Raw genomic sequence first — 14,686 nt, 5'->3', positions numbered from 1 at the left:
TGGTCAGGCCGCCGAGGAGCGGGTCACCTGGGGGTGGCACCCGAGCGCCGCGCGCATGTGCGGGAAGGCTGGGATGCTGAGTGAGGAAGCGCTGCCCATGACCTGACCCTTACGGACTGTGGCGGTGAGCGCCGTGGCCGAGACCGACGAGACCCATGAGAACGGCGAGAACGGCGAGAACGGCGAGAACGCTCAAGGGCCGATCATTCCGGCCGATCCGGCCGATCCCGTTGTTCCGTGCGCCGATCCCCTGGGTGACCCGTTTCTGCGTACACGGATTGTCCTGCCGACGAGGCCCACCACCTTTCTGCGGCGGCAGCGGCTGGTCCACCACCTGGACCAGGCTCTGCAGACGCCGTTGACACTGGTCAACGGCGCGGCCGGCGCGGGCAAGACCCTGCTGGCCGCCGACTGGGCCGCCGGCCTGAGGCAGTCGGTCGCCTGGCTCACCGTCGAGGTGGGCGACCGGCGACCCAGTGTGTTCTGGGCCTACGTCCTCCAGTCCCTGCGCGCCTGCGGTGCGCAGGCACCCGGCGCGGTCGGGTTTCCGGCGGACGCGACCCGAGTGGACCGCAAGCTGCTGGCGGCGCTCGCCGCCGCTCTGAACGATCGTGACGAGCCCGTGGTCGTCGTACTCGACGAGTACGACCGCGTGACCGCCCCGGAGATCGCGGAGCAGCTGGAGTTCGTCCTGCGCCACGCCGGTCGGGGCCTGCGCCTGGTCCTCGTCACCCGCACCGAACCGCTGCTGCCGCTGCACCGTTACCGGGCGGCCGGCGAGCTGACGGAGATCCGCGCCGCGGAACTGGCCTTCACCCCCGAGGAGGCCGTCGCGCTGCTGGAGCTGCACGGTCTGAGCCTTCCGGTCCATGCCGCGGGCGCACTGGTGGACCGCACCCGGGGCTGGGCGGCCGGCCTGCGTCTGTGCGCCCTGGCCGCGCAGGAGAGCGCCGACCCGGAGCTCTACCTGAAGGAGTTCGAGGCGGACCGGAGTACGGTCGCCGACTTCCTGCTGGCCGAGGTGCTCAAGCGGCAGACGGAGGAGACACAGGACCTCCTGCTGCGCGTCAGCGTCCTGGAGCGCTTCTGTCCCGATCTGGCGAACGCGCTGACCCACCGGACGGATGCCGAGGCCCTGCTCGTCGGGCTGCACCGCGAGAACGCGTTCGTCGAGCACCTCGGGCACGCGTGGTACCGGCTCCACCCGCTGTTCGGCGAGATACTCCGGGCCCATCTGCGGGTGCGCCTGCCCGGGCTGGAGCCGGAACTCCACCTGCGGGCCGCGCGGTGGCTGCGGCGTCACGGAACTCTGCCGGAGACACTCGCCCACGGCGCCGCCGCGGGCGAATGGGCTTTCACCGCCGGTGCCCTGGTCGACGACCTGGCGATCGGACAGCTCTTCACCGGACTGCGCTCGGACGACCTGGACCAGTTGTTCTCCCGCATGGGGCCCGAGGCCACGGGCCTGGCGACGGACCTCGTACGGGCGGCCCGCGATCTGTCCCGGTGCGACCTCGACCGCGGCCTGGCCCACCTGCACCACGCCGAGGAGCGTCTGGCCGACGACTCCCCCGGCCCGGCGCACGACCGGGCGCCCGGCCCGGCCGCCGCCCGGCTGAGCTGTGCGCTGCTGGAGGCGCTGGCCGCCCGGCTGACCGGTTCTCCCGAACGGGCCGAAAAGGCCGCCGAGGCAGCCGATGAACTGCGGCAGCAAGTCCCCGCGCACCTCCTGGAGAAGCACCCGGAACTCACCGCACTCCTGCTGACCCATCTCGGCTCCACGCGCCTGTGGGCCGGGCGTTTCGACGACGCGCGCGCTGCCCTGTCCGTGGCGGCCGGCACTCCCGGTGGAGCCTCCACCGTGCTCCCCCGGGAGGAGTCGATGGGGCACCTGGCGCTGATCGACTATCTGAACGGCTGGCTCGGCAGGGCGGAGCGCAAGGCCCTGGCGGCGGTGTCCGAGGCGGAGCGGCTCGGCCTGCCCCAGCCGTGCGGCTCCGCCATCGGGCGGCTGGTCCTGGCCGCCGTGGCCGTCGACCGCCACGAACTGGGCCGGGCCCAAGTCCTCCTCGACGAGACGGCCGACCTCCCCTCGGGTACGCACGATCCGGTGATGGCGGCGGGACGGGCCATCACCACGGCCCGCCTCCTGTTGGTCAAGGGCCGCACACGAGCTGCCGTCGAGGCGGCGGACCCCGCCGTCTCCGCCGCCGTGACCTCACCCTGGGCGGCGAGCCATGAAGCGCTGGTCGCCTCCGCCGCCCACCTGGCCGAAGGTCGGCCGGAGAGGGCCGCCGAGGTGCTCCAGGGCGTGTGCGACCACCAGCCGGGTTGCGCCGTGGAGGCCGCGCGGATCCAGCTCGCCGCAGGCCGTCCCGCGGCGGCGAACGACCTGCTCGACAGCATCCACACCGACGGCCGGACCGGTCCGGCGGTGACCGTCCGGGCAGCGCTGGTGAGGGCTCAGGCCGCGGACGGGGCGGGAGACGCCGACACCGCCCGCAAGCTCGTCGCGCAGGCGCTCCTCGACGCCCGGCGCGAGCGGTTGCGGCGTCCGTTCCTCGATGCCCGGGCGTGGCTCCGGCCTCTGTTGGCCACGGCACCGCTCCAGGAGCTGGCCTCGGGCTGGCTCACGCCCGGTGCGTCGCGACGCGGTGAGTCGCGAGACGGTGAGCGGCGAGGCGGCGAGTCGCCCCGGCCCGAGGCGCAGCCCTCGCCGCTCGTCGCGGCGGAGCTGAGCGGGCGCGAGCGCGACGTTCTGGAGCGGCTGGCCCGGATGATGTCCACGGAGGAGATCGCCGCCGACCTCTACGTGTCGGTGAACACGGTGAAGACCCACCTCAAGAGCGTCTACCGGAAGCTGGCGGTGAACCGGCGCAGCGACGCGGTGCGCCGCGCGCGCGACCTCCGTCTGCTGTGAACGCGCGGCGGCATTGACCCAGGTGGTCCGGGTGCCGGGCGACGGGTCACCTGTACCGGGTGAGGCCCGCGGAGGCACCGAGGGCGGACGATCGCAGGGTAGGGCGCCGTCCGCCTGTCCCGAGGCCGCCCGTGGGAGAACCGCTCATGCGCTACGAGATCCGCGTCGACGGACATCTGTCGGACACGCTGGCCAAGGCCTTCCCTGAGCTGGGCCACGTGGTGATATCCGGCCAGACGGTCCTGTTCGGCCCTGTGGTGGACGAGGCGCATCTGTACGGGCTGCTGGAGCGCTGCCAGTCGCTGGGACTGCGCGTCGTGGAGATGCGACAGCTGCCGGAGTGACGGTGAACGTGAACGTGAACGTGTAAGGACCGCTCAGAGGCGCTCCGCCGTCATCCGGCGGAGCGCCTGTCGTCGTGCCGAGGGTGCGGGAACCGAGTCGGTCAGCCTTCTTCCTCCACCAGGTCGAACGCGTCGACGATCTTGCCCGCCGCTGATACGACGCGAGCACTGCCGACCACGGGGGCTATCGCGACCAGCGTCCCCTGCACCTTCTCCACGGGCACGCCCGCTGCGGCGGCCGCACCGACATTGAGCAGGTAGGAGGCGGGAGCCGCGTCCGTGGCCACGAGAGCCGCGATGCGCGCCAGCAGGTAGGTCTCCGGGTCCAGGCCCGACCGCTCGAAGGTGTCGAGCTGCATCTGGGCGAGGGTCTCGAACACGGGGGCATCGGCGTCGGCGAGAGCCTTCATTGTCTGTGTTGCGGTCTTGTCGTCAGCCATTTCTGCGGTTCCTTCCTAGGGAGGTGGTGTCGATGTCAGGAGGGGGTTTCGGTGTCGGAAGAGGGCCCGGTGTCAGGAGGGGGCCTGGCGGCGGCCGTGGCCGGTTCGGGTGCCGTTCTTGCGGCGGCGAGGACACCCAGGATGAGCAGGACGACGACGGCCAGCCCGACGACCAGGGCCACCGAGCCCGCGGTGGGGTAGTTCCACAGGAACAGGGTCAGAACCGCCAGCCCGATGACGATGCCCGTCGTCCAGCCGCGATGGCGGTCCAGCCACCGGCCCGTGCCTCCCGTCCGCAGTCCCGCCCGCGCGAGGAGGTGTCCGGAGGCTTCGGTGCCGCGCACGGTGACGGAGCGCAGGGCGCGGGCGACACGTCCCGGACCGTACAGATAGGCGGCGATCACGACGAACACCGCGATGACGAGCATCGTGACGGTGCTGTCCTTCAAGAACCGCACCAACTCGTCGTAGATGACGGCGGCCGCGCCCTCCGACTGGGCGGCGGAGGGCACCGAGTCCAGATAGACGCGGCGCATGACAGCCAGGCCCACGAGCAGCACCACCATCATCACGCCGACTCCGATGCCCGCGGTCATCAGCGCTCTCCGGTGCGACGGTGCCGCCCCCACGGCCAGGGCGACGAGCGCCACCACCAGCACGGGCAACCAGACTCCGAGAATGTCCAGCAGTCGCGCCGCGTCCTGGGCCTCGTTCAGCTTGTCGACCTGCACCAGTACGACGGACTTGTCGACGTCGGGGATGTCCGCCGCTTTGTCGAAACCGGCGTCGACCAGCCGGTGCTTCACCTCGTCGATCACGGTCCCGATGTTCAGGGTGATGGCGTCGCCCTTGGCCTCGACGGCGCTGCCTCCCTCACCGGTGAGGACGTTCAGCACGGCGGCATGTGCGCGGCGGTTGGCGATCTCCCATGCCTGGGCGAACTCGTCGCTGGTGACGACCTTGTTCACCACGTCGTGCACGACGGTGGTCACCCCGGTCTTCAGGACGCCGTCGAGCGCTTCCGCCTGGTCCACGATGGCGGAAGGAACGCCGTTGCGAGCCAGGGCATCGGCGAGAGCGTCGGTGACTTTCTTGGTGTCGATGTTGTCGACCACACGGTCCGTCACCCGGTCGGTCACCAGGTTCTGGACCGCCGGCTTCTTGGCGAGGGGCGCGACGGTTTCGACGTACCGGTCGGTGTCGGTGATCTCGGAGTCGATCCAGGCGGCGACCACGGCGAGGGGCGCGAGGATGAAGGCCAGCAGGAGAAGGACGGACGCGCCGGCATAGCGCAGACGGCGGTGGCGGGTGTGCGCATGGCGGCGCAGACGCTCGTACTCCGCCCGCTCCTCCGCGTTCAAGGGACGGTCGTCCTCGGAGCGCCGGGGGCCTTCGGGGCCGGTCGTGCCGGATGGCTCCATGAATTGCTCCCTTCGCGCAGGTCCCCGGGCCCCGGTGGCTCGATCGGCGCCGCGGGAGGGACCGGGCGGGCTCTGCCGTTCAGAGGATGAGCAGGATGAAGATCACGCAGACGATGATGTTGACCAGCCAGCTGTGGGAGTTCATCCAGTCCCGGATCCGGGGCATCGCGGCTTCGGCCCGCTTGTGGAACAGAAGGGTGATCAGCAGCGGCAGCGCGGCCACGAGAACCGTGAGCGCGATGAAAGGCAGAGCCTCGGCGAAGGACGCGTCGTGCTGTGCCAGGTTGACCCCGACGGTCATCATGATCATGATGTCCGACGGCATCACCAGGATGACCAGCAGACCGACCTTGAACGCCTTTCGCGGGTCCGCCGCCATCAGCGTGGTCAGCCACTTCGGCGGCTCGGCCGTCGCTCGGCCCAGCCAGTTCTTGAGTGCGCCGGCCGCCAGCAGGCCGACCAGCACGTACTGGATGATCTTTCCGGCCGAGCCGTTGTCGGAGGAGTCGCCCAGGTCGAGCAGTGTGGCGAGCCCCAGCATGATCGCCGTACCCGCTGTGGTGGCGAGTGCCACGCCGGCCAGGAATCCCAGGGAGACGCGCACCGCCTGCGGCGTGGTCACAAAGATGATCGCCGACATGATCTGGGGCCCCAGCATCATGGTGACGGCGAGCGGAAGAATCTGCAGACCATCCATGGGCCCCACCATCCGTCGGCCGGTGAGGGCAGGCATCCTCCGCAACGGGTGAACAGGGGCCGGCTCTTCGGCCCCGGCGGTGTACGTCCGCCCCGCACCGGGTGTGGTCCGCCCCGTCCCACCGCCACGGTGGTGCGGAGGGATCACCCGTCGAGGGTGACCCGGCGGCCGGCGACGGGCGGGACTCTGGAGCGGTGGGGTCCCCGTACTCGATCGCGCGAGGAGGAGCCATGACCATGTCGCGTGGTCCGGCATCGGGTGGCGGACCGGAACACGTGCCGGACGGGGCCGCCCCCGGCCCGGTGACCGACCCCGCGGAAGTGCTGGCACGACTCGGCCGTTCATGGACCTGGATCCTGGGCTCGGCGGTCGTGACGCTGGTGCCGGGCGTCCTCGTACTGGTCTGGCCGGACGAGACCCTGCACGTCCTGGCGGTCCTCATCGGCCTGTACCTGCTGGTGACCGGGGCGTTCCGGTTCGTGGCCGTCTTCGCCAGGGAAGGGCACGGCGAACGGCTCCCGGGCCTGCTCCTGGCCGTGCTCTACATCCTGGCCGGGGTGCTGTGCCTGCGGAACCCGCTGCAGACCATCGCCGCGCTCTCGCTGATCGTCGGGGTGGTCTGGCTCGTGTCCGGCGTCCTCACCCTCTACACGGCACTCGCCGCCAAGGACCTGCCGCACCGCGGCGTCGTGCTGTGCGTCGCTGTGCTCGGCATCGTCGCGGGGATCGTGGTGCTCGCCCTGCCGGCCGAGTCGGCCCGCGCGCTGACCCGGCTCCTGGGCCTGTGGCTCGTGCTGCTCGGCCTGGCCGAGGCGGCGGTCGCCCTCGCGTGGCGGGCCGCGCTCCGAAGGACACACAGCTGACCTGCGTCGACCGGGGGGATCCCGCGCCCCGCACACTCACCCTCGTCGGGTGAGGCCGCCCGGTCCTTGCCGTGGGCACGCTGAAGGCGGCACGAAACGGCTGCCGGGCCAGAGCCCGGGACGGAGGACGGACATGAGCGAGCAGATGTACTTCGCGTACGACTATCCGCTGCTGAGCGCCTTCTGGACCCTGCTCTGGTTCTTCCTGGGGATCATGTGGTTCATCCTGCTCTTCCGCATCATCCTCGACATCTTCCGTGACGATGATCTGAGCGGTTGGGCGAAAGCCGGCTGGCTGGTCTTCGTCCTCGTCCTGCCCTTCCTGGGCGCCTTCATCTACGTGGTCGCGCGCGGCAAGAACATGGGCCGCCGGGAAGCGGCACAGGCGCGCGCACAGCAGGAGGCGTTCAACGCCTACGTCAGGGAGGCCGCGGCCGGTGAGAGCCGGCCCAGCAGCGTCGACGAACTCACCAGGCTGTCCGAGATCCGCGCCCGTGGCGACATCACGGACGAGGAGTTCCGCAGGGCCAAGGAGCTCGTCCTGACGGGCCACGGTCCGGCGGGGCGCTCGGGTGCCGACACCTCTTCCACCTCCGGTCACTGAGCACGTCGAAGTTCCGGACAACACGAAACGAGGCAGCAAGATGACCACGACACACCCACGGCAAGCGCACGCGGCGAGGCAGGAATGGGCCGGCGGCCTGACGGCCTTCGCGGCCGTGATGCTCATGCTCGGCGGCGCTCTCGCCATCTTCCGGGGCATCATGGGAATCGCCGAGGACGATGTCTTCCTTGCGACGCGCAATTACGTCTTCGAGTTCGACACGACCGGCTGGGGCTGGCTCCACCTGGCCCTGGGCATCGTCGCCGTACTCGTCAGCCTCGGACTGATGACGACCTCATTGTGGGCGCGCGTCGCCGGCGTGATCATCGCGGGGTTCATCCTCATCGCCAACTTCCTCTCCCTGCCGTACTACCCGATCTGGTCGGTCGTGATGATCGCGATCTCGGGGTTCATCATCTGGGCCCTGTGCGTGGTCAAGCGCGACGGCTCCTTCGCCTCGTTCGAGCGCTGAGAGAGAGGCCAACGGGTGGGATGACACGGCGGGAACGCGAGACGCCGGTCCGACACCGTCGGACCGGCGTCTCGCCGCCGCCGTTCGTTCTCGGCGTCCACGCCCCAGTCAGCCGGCGTCCTCGACGTCCTCAAGTCCCGTCGCCCGGCCGTCGTCGTCCCATCGGACCTGCAGGACGCGCTCGACCGCGTCACGGTTTACGGGTCCGAATATGTGCGGGAACAAGGTGCTCCCGTCGACCCCGGGCGGCGGAGCGGGCGCCGCCGCCTCCCAGGCGCACGTCGCGGTGAGCCGGTCCTCGTCGAGGAGCAGCGCCAGCAGTGGCCTGGGAGCGGTGCGGTAGAACGCGTTGACGACGGCCAGCGTGGTCGCCTCGTCCGGGGAGCAGTGGACGAAACCGTCCTCCGCGAGGGAAGCGGGTGCGTACGGCTGTTCGGGACTGGCGTTCCACTCACCGAGCGGCACGACGTGATAGAGCATGAGCCGGTTATACAGCAGCCGTGCCGCCGCGCAGGTCCTGGATTCCGTGGGCGGTCACAGGGCCGCGGCCTCCTCGGTGGTGAGGAAACGGAGGTTCCGCACGTACTCGTTGACGAACATGGGCACGCCGTCCGAGGCCAGGTACCACTTCGGCTTGCCCGTGCTGTCGGCGATCACCTTGCCGTTGACGCGGAGGTTCTCGAAGGTGACGTCCTTGACGAGGCGATCGGCGTCGAGGCCCATCACCAGCGACAGATCGGCGTTCTTGCCGTTGTAGCTGAGGTCCTTGACGTAGACGGACTCGATGCCGCGGCCGGCCGCCGTGTTCCACTTCGGGTTGTTGGTGACCCGCATGTGGATGAGCTGGCCCCAGCGGAAGTCCTCCACGCGGATGTTGTCGAACGTGACGTCCCGGACGAGGTTGCCGTCGCCGACCATGAAGGCGATGGCGCCCTGGTAGAGCACCTGCGGCTCGCGGTGGTCGAGGATGTCGATGTTCTCGTAGCGCAGGTTCTCCAGCATCTCGGGGGCGTCGGGGTCCGGGTTGCCGTGCACGCCGATGTTGATCGGGTGGGCGACGTCGGCCCAGAGGGTGCAGTTCTTGACGGTGATGTTGCGGGTGTCGCCGTAGAAGTCCCAGCGGTGGGTGTAGAGGGCGATGGAGTCGTCGGACGTGCGCAGGAAGCAGCCGTCGATCGTGACGTTCTCGGAGCAGTAGAGCTGGATGCCGTCGCCCCAGCCCTGGTGGCTGAAGGCGCGCAGGTTCTTGATCTTGAGGTTCTGGGATTCGGCGACCCTGATGTTCTCGTACCGGGGGTTGAGGATCGTGATGCCGTCGATCGTGACGTTCTCGCACTTGCGGATGAAGACGGCGCCGCCGGGGGTGTCGTAGACCACGCCGCGGCCGATCAGCCGGGAGTTCTCCACCCCCTCGAAGATCACGCCGGAGGTGAGGACGGCGCCGGGCGCCAGGTAGACGGTGGTGCCGCTGGGCACCTTCAGCGTCCGGTCGGGGTGGGTGTGCAGACCGGGCCCGAAGTACATGACGTTCTTGTCGCCCTCGGCGGGCGGGTCCTGCTCGACCGGGTTCGCGAGCAGGTGCAGACAGTCGAAGATCTTGTCGTTGACCTGGACGACGAGGTTGCGGGGCCGGTCCAGCGTGAAGCGCGCGGTGCTGCCCAGCACCTCGGGGGTGATGCCGTACGAGTCCGGACGGATGCGGACCTTCTCAACCCCGCCCGGGTTGTAGGTGACCTCGACCTCGACGGTGCCGGAGAAGTCGAAGGCGGCCCAGGAGGAGCTCTGGGCCTTGTTGCTGCCGGTGGTGGGGTCGATCAGCGCGAGCTTGGCCAGGTAGACGTCGAGTCTCTGCCATGTACCGCCGAGCGGCCGGACCTTGACGGTGAAGGAGTTGTTGAGGGGCACCTGCGGAAGAGTCGGGTGCCTGACAACGATGTCTCCGGTGGTGCCGTCCTCCGCCGTGGCGGCGGCGGCCTGCGGGGAGCCCGCGACGCCGCCGGCCAAGCCGGCGACAGCGAGGGCTCCCGCGGCCTGGAGGGTGTTTCGCCGGGACAGGGACGAGCTCATGGTGACTCCTTGACGGGACGTGGGCGGGCGGCCATCTGCGGCCGGAGGTGAAGGGCCCGCTGCGGCGCGTATGAAGGCGGGCCGATCTTGTGGCCGCGCGGAAATCCGCGTCAAGGGCAAGTCTGGTTTTCGAAACTTCAGGGGCTGGGAGCGGCATGCCCGTCGGCGGCCGGCCGACCGCGGCTCGACGCCGGGCGTAAGACACCACAAGCCCGACTTGCCTGGAACGGCCGCCACTTCCGCCGTGAAAGGGGCCGCGGAGGCGACCCCGAAGTGAGGCAGCAGTCACGGTCGGTACCCACTGTGACGACTTTGACGCCTCATCCGATGTGTTTTTTGTGAGGACGGTGATGCAGATGATGCGAACGATGCGAAGAACACGTCAGTGAATGTGACGGATCCGGCGCCAATGTGGCGAGAACTGATGACTTCCTTACGCAAAGGACGCGTAAGGGGCTGTATGCCGTCAACGTGCGACCCTGGAGGTTTCGAGTGCGACCAGTGCGACCGTTCACCCTCAACTACACACTCCCCAAAGGGCTTCCGACCGTGGTGATGCCGTACCGCTTCGACACGTCGCGTCAACTGAACGTGCTTCCCAACGGCCGCCCGGCCGTCAGTGACCGGGACCTCCTTCTTGCGGTCGGCACGACGACGTCCACCGCCGGCTCCCAGACACACTTCGACGACTGACGACCGGTACCCGCATGACCGTACTGATCCTCACGTCCGAGGAGGACGTGACCGCCGACATGGTGGTGACCAGGCTGCACGCGACGGGGATACCCGTGATGCGGCTGGACCCCGCCGATCTGCCGGGCAAGGCCGTGCTGTCCGCCGAATACGCGCACGGCGACTTCGACGGCCACCTGTCGGTGAACGGGCATGTGCTCAGCATGGGAGGCCTGCGCTCCGTCTGGGTGCGCAGGCCCGGCGAACCGGCCGCGCACGCGGCACACCCCTCACCATGGCTGACCGCCGAGACGGGTCAGGCGCTGTTCGGAACGCTCCATTCCGCCTCCACACGATGGATGAACCATCCGCGCAACGCCGAACAGGCCCGCCTGAAACCATGGCAGTTGAGGGTCGCTCATCTCAGCGGCTTCGCGGTGCCGCCCACCGTCTTCACCACCGCCCCACGCGTGGCACAGCAGTTCACCGAGGAGCACCGGAGCGTGGTGGTGAAGTCCGCCTCGGGACCGCCGCGTGATGACCCCGCGCTGTCCCTGCCCACCACCCTGATCGGACCCGGCACGGACTTCTCCGCCGTTGCGGCCGGTCCCGCGCTGCTGCAGCGGTACATACCCAAGCGTGCCGACATTCGTCTGACCTGTGTCGGCAGCCGGCTGTTCGCCGCGCGGAAGACGGCCGAGCCCGGCCAGGTCGACGGCCGCTACGGCGACACCGAGCACACCTGGGAGGCGGTCTCGGTGCCCGAACGCATCGGCAAGTCGGTGCACGAGTACGTCGCCCTCGCCGGACTGGCGTACGCCGCCTTCGACTTCGCCGAGGACGAGGACGGCATCTGGTGGTTCCTGGAGTGCAACCAGGGCGGCCAGTTCGGCTTCGTCGAGCTGGAGACCGGGCAGCCGATCTCGGAGGCGGTCGCCCGGTGGCTGTCACCACGCAAGACGGACCGCCGTGTCACCGGGAGCCACTGGTGAGCCGCGTCACCGACCTGTCCGGACAGCGGCAGCGGCAGCGAACCTGGCCCAGAACCTAGCCGCGCCCGATCACCAGCCCGTACTCCAACGCGCTCGTCGACGACGGCAGCCCCAGACTCCTCGGCGTCAGGGCCGGGGAGCCCGTCGCCGTCGGTCCCTGCGCCGTGCCCGGGAGAAGCCAGACACCGCCCTTGGCGGAGTTCTCACCGGGAGCGCCCGCCGCGAGGTCCGCGTGGCCGTCCGCGTCGTAGTCCTGCAGACGGACCGATGCGCCGAACCGGTCGCCCCACTCCGCGGTGCCCGCGACACCGGCGGTGTTCTGCGTGAAGCCGAAGCTCGTCGCCGTACCGCCGGAGGTCAGCAGGCCGGTGGAGGTGCCGCGTACGGCGACCACCATGCCGGCGTTCTGCTGCGAGCCGACCGCCTCGTTCGGGTCGCCGATGGCGAGGTCGGCGTGGCCGTCGCCGTCGATGTCGCCCGCGGCGACCGCGGCGCCGAGGCGGTCCTCGGACTCGGCGGTGCCCGCGATGCCCGGGGTGTCCTGGTGGATGTCCTGGGTACGGGCGCCGAAACCGTCGGACTTCGAGCCGTACGCCACCCGCACCAGCCCGCCCTTGAACACCTCGGCACGGCCCGTGGAGTAGTCCGCGCAGTCCGGGGTGTCGGCCTCGTAGTTGGGGTAGCAGTAGCCGAGGACCAGGTCGTCCGTGCCGTCCGCGTCGAAGTCGGCGGCGGCGAGGGAGGCGGCGGAGGCCGTGGCACTCCACAGCTGCACCGGGGCGCCGTCCTGCCAGCGGTAGACCCGGGTGAACCTGGTCTCCGTCGCGCTGGCGGAGAGCGCGAGGTCGTCGTCGCCGTCTCCGTCGAAGTCACCGGTGGCCAGGGCGTTCACGCGGCCGAGGTCCGCCCCGGCGATCTCCCCGGTCAGGGTGTCCGGGGAGCCCGCGGTGAGCGGGCCGGGACGCAGCACGGCGCCTCCGTGCTCATCGGCGTCGCGGGTGAGCGCCAGGTCGGCGCGGCCGTCGCCGTTCACATCCCCGGCGGCGATCACCCGGCCGATCCGGGAGAGCTCGGTGTCGCCCCGCGCGACCGTGTAGCCGCCGCCGGTGAAGCCGGAGGCGGATCCGCGCAGCACGGTGACCGTGCCTTGTTCCGCGTACTTGTCGGAGGAGAGGGACTCGCTGGAGGCGCCCACAACCAGGTCGGCGTAGCCGTCGCCGTCGACGTCCGCGGCGGCGACCGCGGACCCGAAGAGATCACCCGCCTCGGGGGTGCCCGGCACCCCACTCGTGGCCTGGCTGATCCGCACGGAGCTGTCCGTGCCCGGGCCGTCCGGGCCGCCCCACACGACGTTCACATAGCCGGCCTTGGCCTGGTCGCCGACCTGCGCGGACGGCACGCCCACCGCCAGGTCCGGATAGCCGTCACCGTTGAAGTCGCCCGCCAGGCCGGAGGGGGTCGCCGCGACGGCGGCGGGGGCGCCGAGCCCTGCGGCGGCAAGGACGGCAGTGAGGGCGACCGTCGTGGCAACGGCCAGGGTACGTACGCGCAAGGTGGGGCTCCCGTCTCCAGAAGCCGGCGCCGGGTTCAACTCCCGGGTTCGAGGCTTCGGTGACGTACGACATGCGTGGTGGACGAATGGTTGTACGGGGCTGAAGAGGAGGTGTCGGGCACGTGGCGACTCAGCGAGTGCCTGCCTCTCCTCGCGGATCGGCAGCCGGCCAAGTCCTCTGTGTCGGGCAACACCCGAAACGCCTTGTGACGGCCCAACGGACGTACGGCACGAAAATCGCGGTGGTCGAGCGTGAGGATCGCATCCGTGTCGTAGTCGGAGGCGAGGGCCACGTTCACCGCGTCGGCGAGATCGAGTTCCAGCGCACCGTAACGAACCCGAACGGACTGGGCGGCGCCAAGGTGGTCTTCCGTGATTTCCGGTACGGAGATACGGCCTCGGCGCATCCAGTGCCGGATGTCGTCGACGGCGCTGACGGCGGCCTCACGGCCCAGTTCACGGGTGGCGACGTGGTCGAGTTCGGCGAGCAGGAGAGGGGACATGACCAGGAGTCCCGCGGCCAGAATCGCCTCGTTCGCGGCTTCGTGTTCCGGATGGGTGGAGTCCAGGGCGGCCAGGAGGCCGGAGGTGCCGGCGATGACGATGATCACGCCGCGGTTCCGGGACCGGCATCGGCCTCGCGGCGAACCGCGTCAGCCACCGCGTCGCGGACCTCGGCCTGAGACACCGTATGCCCCGGCCCTTCGAAGGTCCGCGAGAACAACGGCTCGTCCCAGACTCGGTTCGCCATGGCCGCGAGATGGATCCCCTGCCGGATGATCTCAGCCGCCACCGTGCCGCCTCCGGACACCGGAACCAAGGGCCGTATCGCCGGAAGAACGCCCGATGCCAGTAGCCCATTTCGGTCATACGATGACAAGTGGGTGAGTGCCCTTTCACGAGCCATGGCCCGGAAGGGCGGCCCCGGCACGGGTACGCCGAGGTCGGCGTACCACCTGCGCACAGACAGGGAGCAGGACGTGATCCATTCAGCCGACATTCGTGAGTGGCGCAACCGTGACGTGGTGGACTCGAAGCAGCACAAGATCGGCATGCTCGAAGCCGTCTATGTGGACACGACCACCGACGAACCGGCCGTGGCCACCGTCCGGACCGGGCTACCCACCCGCCACCGGCTGGTCTTCGTCCCCCTCGACGAGGCAGTCCTTGGTCCGGGCTACGTCAAGGTCTCCTACACCAAGGGACACGTACAGGGCGCCCCGTCGATCGGGACGGACGATGTACTGCCCGCCGAGCAGGAAGAAGCGATCTTCCGGCACTACGGCATGGCATACCAGCCGGGCGCCAAGGGCGAACGCCAACTCGCGCGGCGCTGACCGTCCATACGCAGGCAGCACGAGGAGGTTCGGGTGATGGCGCTCTTCCTCCTGCTCGTCCTCGCGGCTGTCGCGCTGGGAATCATCGGCGTGGCAGCGGACGGCCTGGGTTATCTGCTGGCCATCGGTATCGCGGTCTTCGCGGTCGATGTGGCCTTCGCTGGGATGCGCGGATTCCGGCGCGCCAAGCGCTGCCCTCTCCGCTGACACCGGGCAGGAAGAGGTGAATCGCCGCACCAATCGATCACAGTGGTCCGCGCATGGCCGAAATTAACTTGCCTAACTCAAGCAATCTGATTATGGTT

General features: G+C 69.8%; 15 protein-coding genes and 2 pseudogenes. 9 read left to right on the top strand and 8 right to left on the bottom strand.

Annotated elements, in window-relative coordinates; translation table 11 throughout:
• The first annotated feature begins 202 nt into the window (after positions 1–202).
• Complete coding sequence (locus tag FE633_RS06925) at positions 203–2,920, top strand: winged helix-turn-helix domain-containing protein (protein ID WP_138044321.1); 2,718 nt, start codon at positions 203–205, stop codon at positions 2,918–2,920.
• 146 nt (positions 2,921–3,066) lie between these two features.
• The gene (locus FE633_RS06920; protein WP_138044207.1) at positions 3,067–3,264 is read left to right on the top strand and encodes a hypothetical protein; all 198 of its coding nucleotides are present in this window, start codon (positions 3,067–3,069) and stop codon (positions 3,262–3,264) included.
• Between the two features lie 101 nt (positions 3,265–3,365).
• Here the strand turns inward: FE633_RS06920 and FE633_RS06915 are convergent, their stop codons facing one another.
• The 3 genes from FE633_RS06915 to FE633_RS06905 form a co-directional block, all read right to left on the bottom strand.
• Positions 3,366–3,704 carry a carboxymuconolactone decarboxylase family protein gene (locus tag FE633_RS06915; RefSeq protein WP_138044206.1) on the bottom strand — a complete coding sequence of 113 codons (339 nt, stop codon included), beginning with the start codon at positions 3,702–3,704 and terminating at the stop codon, positions 3,366–3,368.
• A 35-nt stretch (positions 3,705–3,739) separates the two neighbouring features.
• Complete coding sequence (locus FE633_RS06910; protein WP_138044205.1) at positions 3,740–5,125, bottom strand: hypothetical protein; 1,386 nt, start codon at positions 5,123–5,125, stop codon at positions 3,740–3,742.
• A gap of 79 nt (positions 5,126–5,204) precedes the next feature.
• Complete coding sequence (locus FE633_RS06905) at positions 5,205–5,822, bottom strand: GAP family protein (protein WP_138044204.1); 618 nt, start codon at positions 5,820–5,822, stop codon at positions 5,205–5,207.
• Between the two features lie 230 nt (positions 5,823–6,052).
• Between FE633_RS06905 and FE633_RS06900 the strand changes: the two genes are divergently transcribed.
• From FE633_RS06900 to FE633_RS06890, 3 genes are all read left to right on the top strand, one after another.
• Positions 6,053–6,685 carry an HdeD family acid-resistance protein gene (locus FE633_RS06900; protein ID WP_138044203.1) on the top strand — a complete coding sequence of 211 codons (633 nt, stop codon included), beginning with the start codon at positions 6,053–6,055 and terminating at the stop codon, positions 6,683–6,685.
• A 133-nt stretch (positions 6,686–6,818) separates the two neighbouring features.
• On the top strand, positions 6,819–7,289 hold the full coding sequence (locus FE633_RS06895; protein WP_138044202.1) for an SHOCT domain-containing protein: 471 nt from the start codon (positions 6,819–6,821) through the stop codon (positions 7,287–7,289).
• Positions 7,290–7,329: 40 nt separating this feature from the next.
• Positions 7,330–7,761, top strand: coding sequence for a DUF7144 family membrane protein (locus FE633_RS06890; protein WP_138044201.1), 432 nt, complete (start codon positions 7,330–7,332; stop codon positions 7,759–7,761).
• 108 nt (positions 7,762–7,869) lie between these two features.
• Here the strand turns inward: FE633_RS06890 and FE633_RS06885 are convergent, their stop codons facing one another.
• Both FE633_RS06885 and FE633_RS06880 read right to left on the bottom strand, forming a co-directional pair.
• Entirely contained in the window at positions 7,870–8,241 is a 372-nt protein-coding gene (locus tag FE633_RS06885; RefSeq protein WP_138044200.1) for a DUF952 domain-containing protein, read from the bottom strand.
• 54 nt (positions 8,242–8,295) lie between these two features.
• Positions 8,296–9,828 (bottom strand): glycosyl hydrolase family 28 protein, encoded by a 1,533-nt coding sequence (locus FE633_RS06880; RefSeq protein ID WP_138044199.1) that lies wholly within the window; start codon positions 9,826–9,828, stop codon positions 8,296–8,298.
• A gap of 501 nt (positions 9,829–10,329) precedes the next feature.
• On the opposite strand from FE633_RS06880, the gene tgmA reads away from it, so the two are divergent.
• Together tgmA and tgmB are read left to right on the top strand one after the other, a co-directional pair.
• The gene (tgmA, locus tag FE633_RS06875) at positions 10,330–10,521 is read left to right on the top strand and encodes a putative ATP-grasp-modified RiPP (RefSeq protein ID WP_138044198.1); all 192 of its coding nucleotides are present in this window, start codon (positions 10,330–10,332) and stop codon (positions 10,519–10,521) included.
• Positions 10,522–10,535: 14 nt separating this feature from the next.
• On the top strand, positions 10,536–11,492 hold the full coding sequence (tgmB, locus tag FE633_RS06870) for an ATP-grasp ribosomal peptide maturase (RefSeq protein ID WP_138044197.1): 957 nt from the start codon (positions 10,536–10,538) through the stop codon (positions 11,490–11,492).
• A 55-nt stretch (positions 11,493–11,547) separates the two neighbouring features.
• On the opposite strand, the gene FE633_RS06865 is transcribed toward tgmB, so the two are convergent.
• The 3 genes and pseudogenes from FE633_RS06865 to FE633_RS06855 form a co-directional block, all read right to left on the bottom strand.
• The gene (locus FE633_RS06865) at positions 11,548–13,044 is read right to left on the bottom strand and encodes an FG-GAP-like repeat-containing protein (protein ID WP_138044196.1); all 1,497 of its coding nucleotides are present in this window, start codon (positions 13,042–13,044) and stop codon (positions 11,548–11,550) included.
• A 182-nt stretch (positions 13,045–13,226) separates the two neighbouring features.
• Positions 13,227–13,655 (bottom strand): annotated as a pseudogene (locus FE633_RS06860) (PIN domain-containing protein); the annotation flags it as partial.
• Positions 13,652–13,843 (bottom strand): annotated as a pseudogene (locus tag FE633_RS06855) (hypothetical protein); the annotation flags it as partial. The pseudogenes FE633_RS06855 and FE633_RS06860, both read right to left, overlap by 4 nt.
• A gap of 181 nt (positions 13,844–14,024) precedes the next feature.
• Between FE633_RS06855 and FE633_RS06850 the strand changes: the two are divergent.
• Together FE633_RS06850 and FE633_RS47045 are read left to right on the top strand one after the other, a co-directional pair.
• A complete protein-coding gene (locus tag FE633_RS06850) occupies positions 14,025–14,381 on the top strand; it encodes a PRC-barrel domain-containing protein (protein ID WP_138044194.1) in 357 nt (118 codons plus the stop codon).
• A 36-nt stretch (positions 14,382–14,417) separates the two neighbouring features.
• Positions 14,418–14,588 (top strand): hypothetical protein, encoded by a 171-nt coding sequence (locus FE633_RS47045; protein ID WP_171059838.1) that lies wholly within the window; start codon positions 14,418–14,420, stop codon positions 14,586–14,588.
• Positions 14,589–14,686 lie beyond the last annotated feature (98 nt).

The organism is Streptomyces montanus (assembly GCF_005786655.1).
Taxonomy (GTDB): Bacteria; Actinomycetota; Actinomycetes; order Streptomycetales; family Streptomycetaceae; genus Streptomyces; species Streptomyces sporangiiformans.
This window is presented reverse-complemented; position numbering and strand designations above follow the sequence as displayed.

Bases quoted from the DNA above. Each gene is read 5' to 3' on its own strand.
- FE633_RS06920 (WP_138044207.1), top strand. From the start codon at position 3,067: ATGCGCTACGAGATCCGCGTCGACGGACATCTGTCGGACACGCTGGCC.
- FE633_RS06915 (WP_138044206.1), bottom strand. From the start codon at position 3,704: ATGGCTGACGACAAGACCGCAACACAGACAATGAAGGCTCTCGCCGAC.
- FE633_RS06910 (WP_138044205.1), bottom strand. From the start codon at position 5,125: ATGGAGCCATCCGGCACGACCGGCCCCGAAGGCCCCCGGCGCTCCGAG.
- FE633_RS06905 (WP_138044204.1), bottom strand. From the start codon at position 5,822: ATGGATGGTCTGCAGATTCTTCCGCTCGCCGTCACCATGATGCTGGGG.
- FE633_RS06900 (WP_138044203.1), top strand. From the start codon at position 6,053: ATGACCATGTCGCGTGGTCCGGCATCGGGTGGCGGACCGGAACACGTG.
- FE633_RS06895 (WP_138044202.1), top strand. From the start codon at position 6,819: ATGAGCGAGCAGATGTACTTCGCGTACGACTATCCGCTGCTGAGCGCC.
- FE633_RS06890 (WP_138044201.1), top strand. From the start codon at position 7,330: ATGACCACGACACACCCACGGCAAGCGCACGCGGCGAGGCAGGAATGG.
- FE633_RS06885 (WP_138044200.1), bottom strand. From the start codon at position 8,241: ATGCTCTATCACGTCGTGCCGCTCGGTGAGTGGAACGCCAGTCCCGAA.
- FE633_RS06880 (WP_138044199.1), bottom strand. From the start codon at position 9,828: ATGAGCTCGTCCCTGTCCCGGCGAAACACCCTCCAGGCCGCGGGAGCC.
- tgmB (WP_138044197.1), top strand. From the start codon at position 10,536: ATGACCGTACTGATCCTCACGTCCGAGGAGGACGTGACCGCCGACATG.
- FE633_RS47045 (WP_171059838.1), top strand. From the start codon at position 14,418: ATGGCGCTCTTCCTCCTGCTCGTCCTCGCGGCTGTCGCGCTGGGAATC.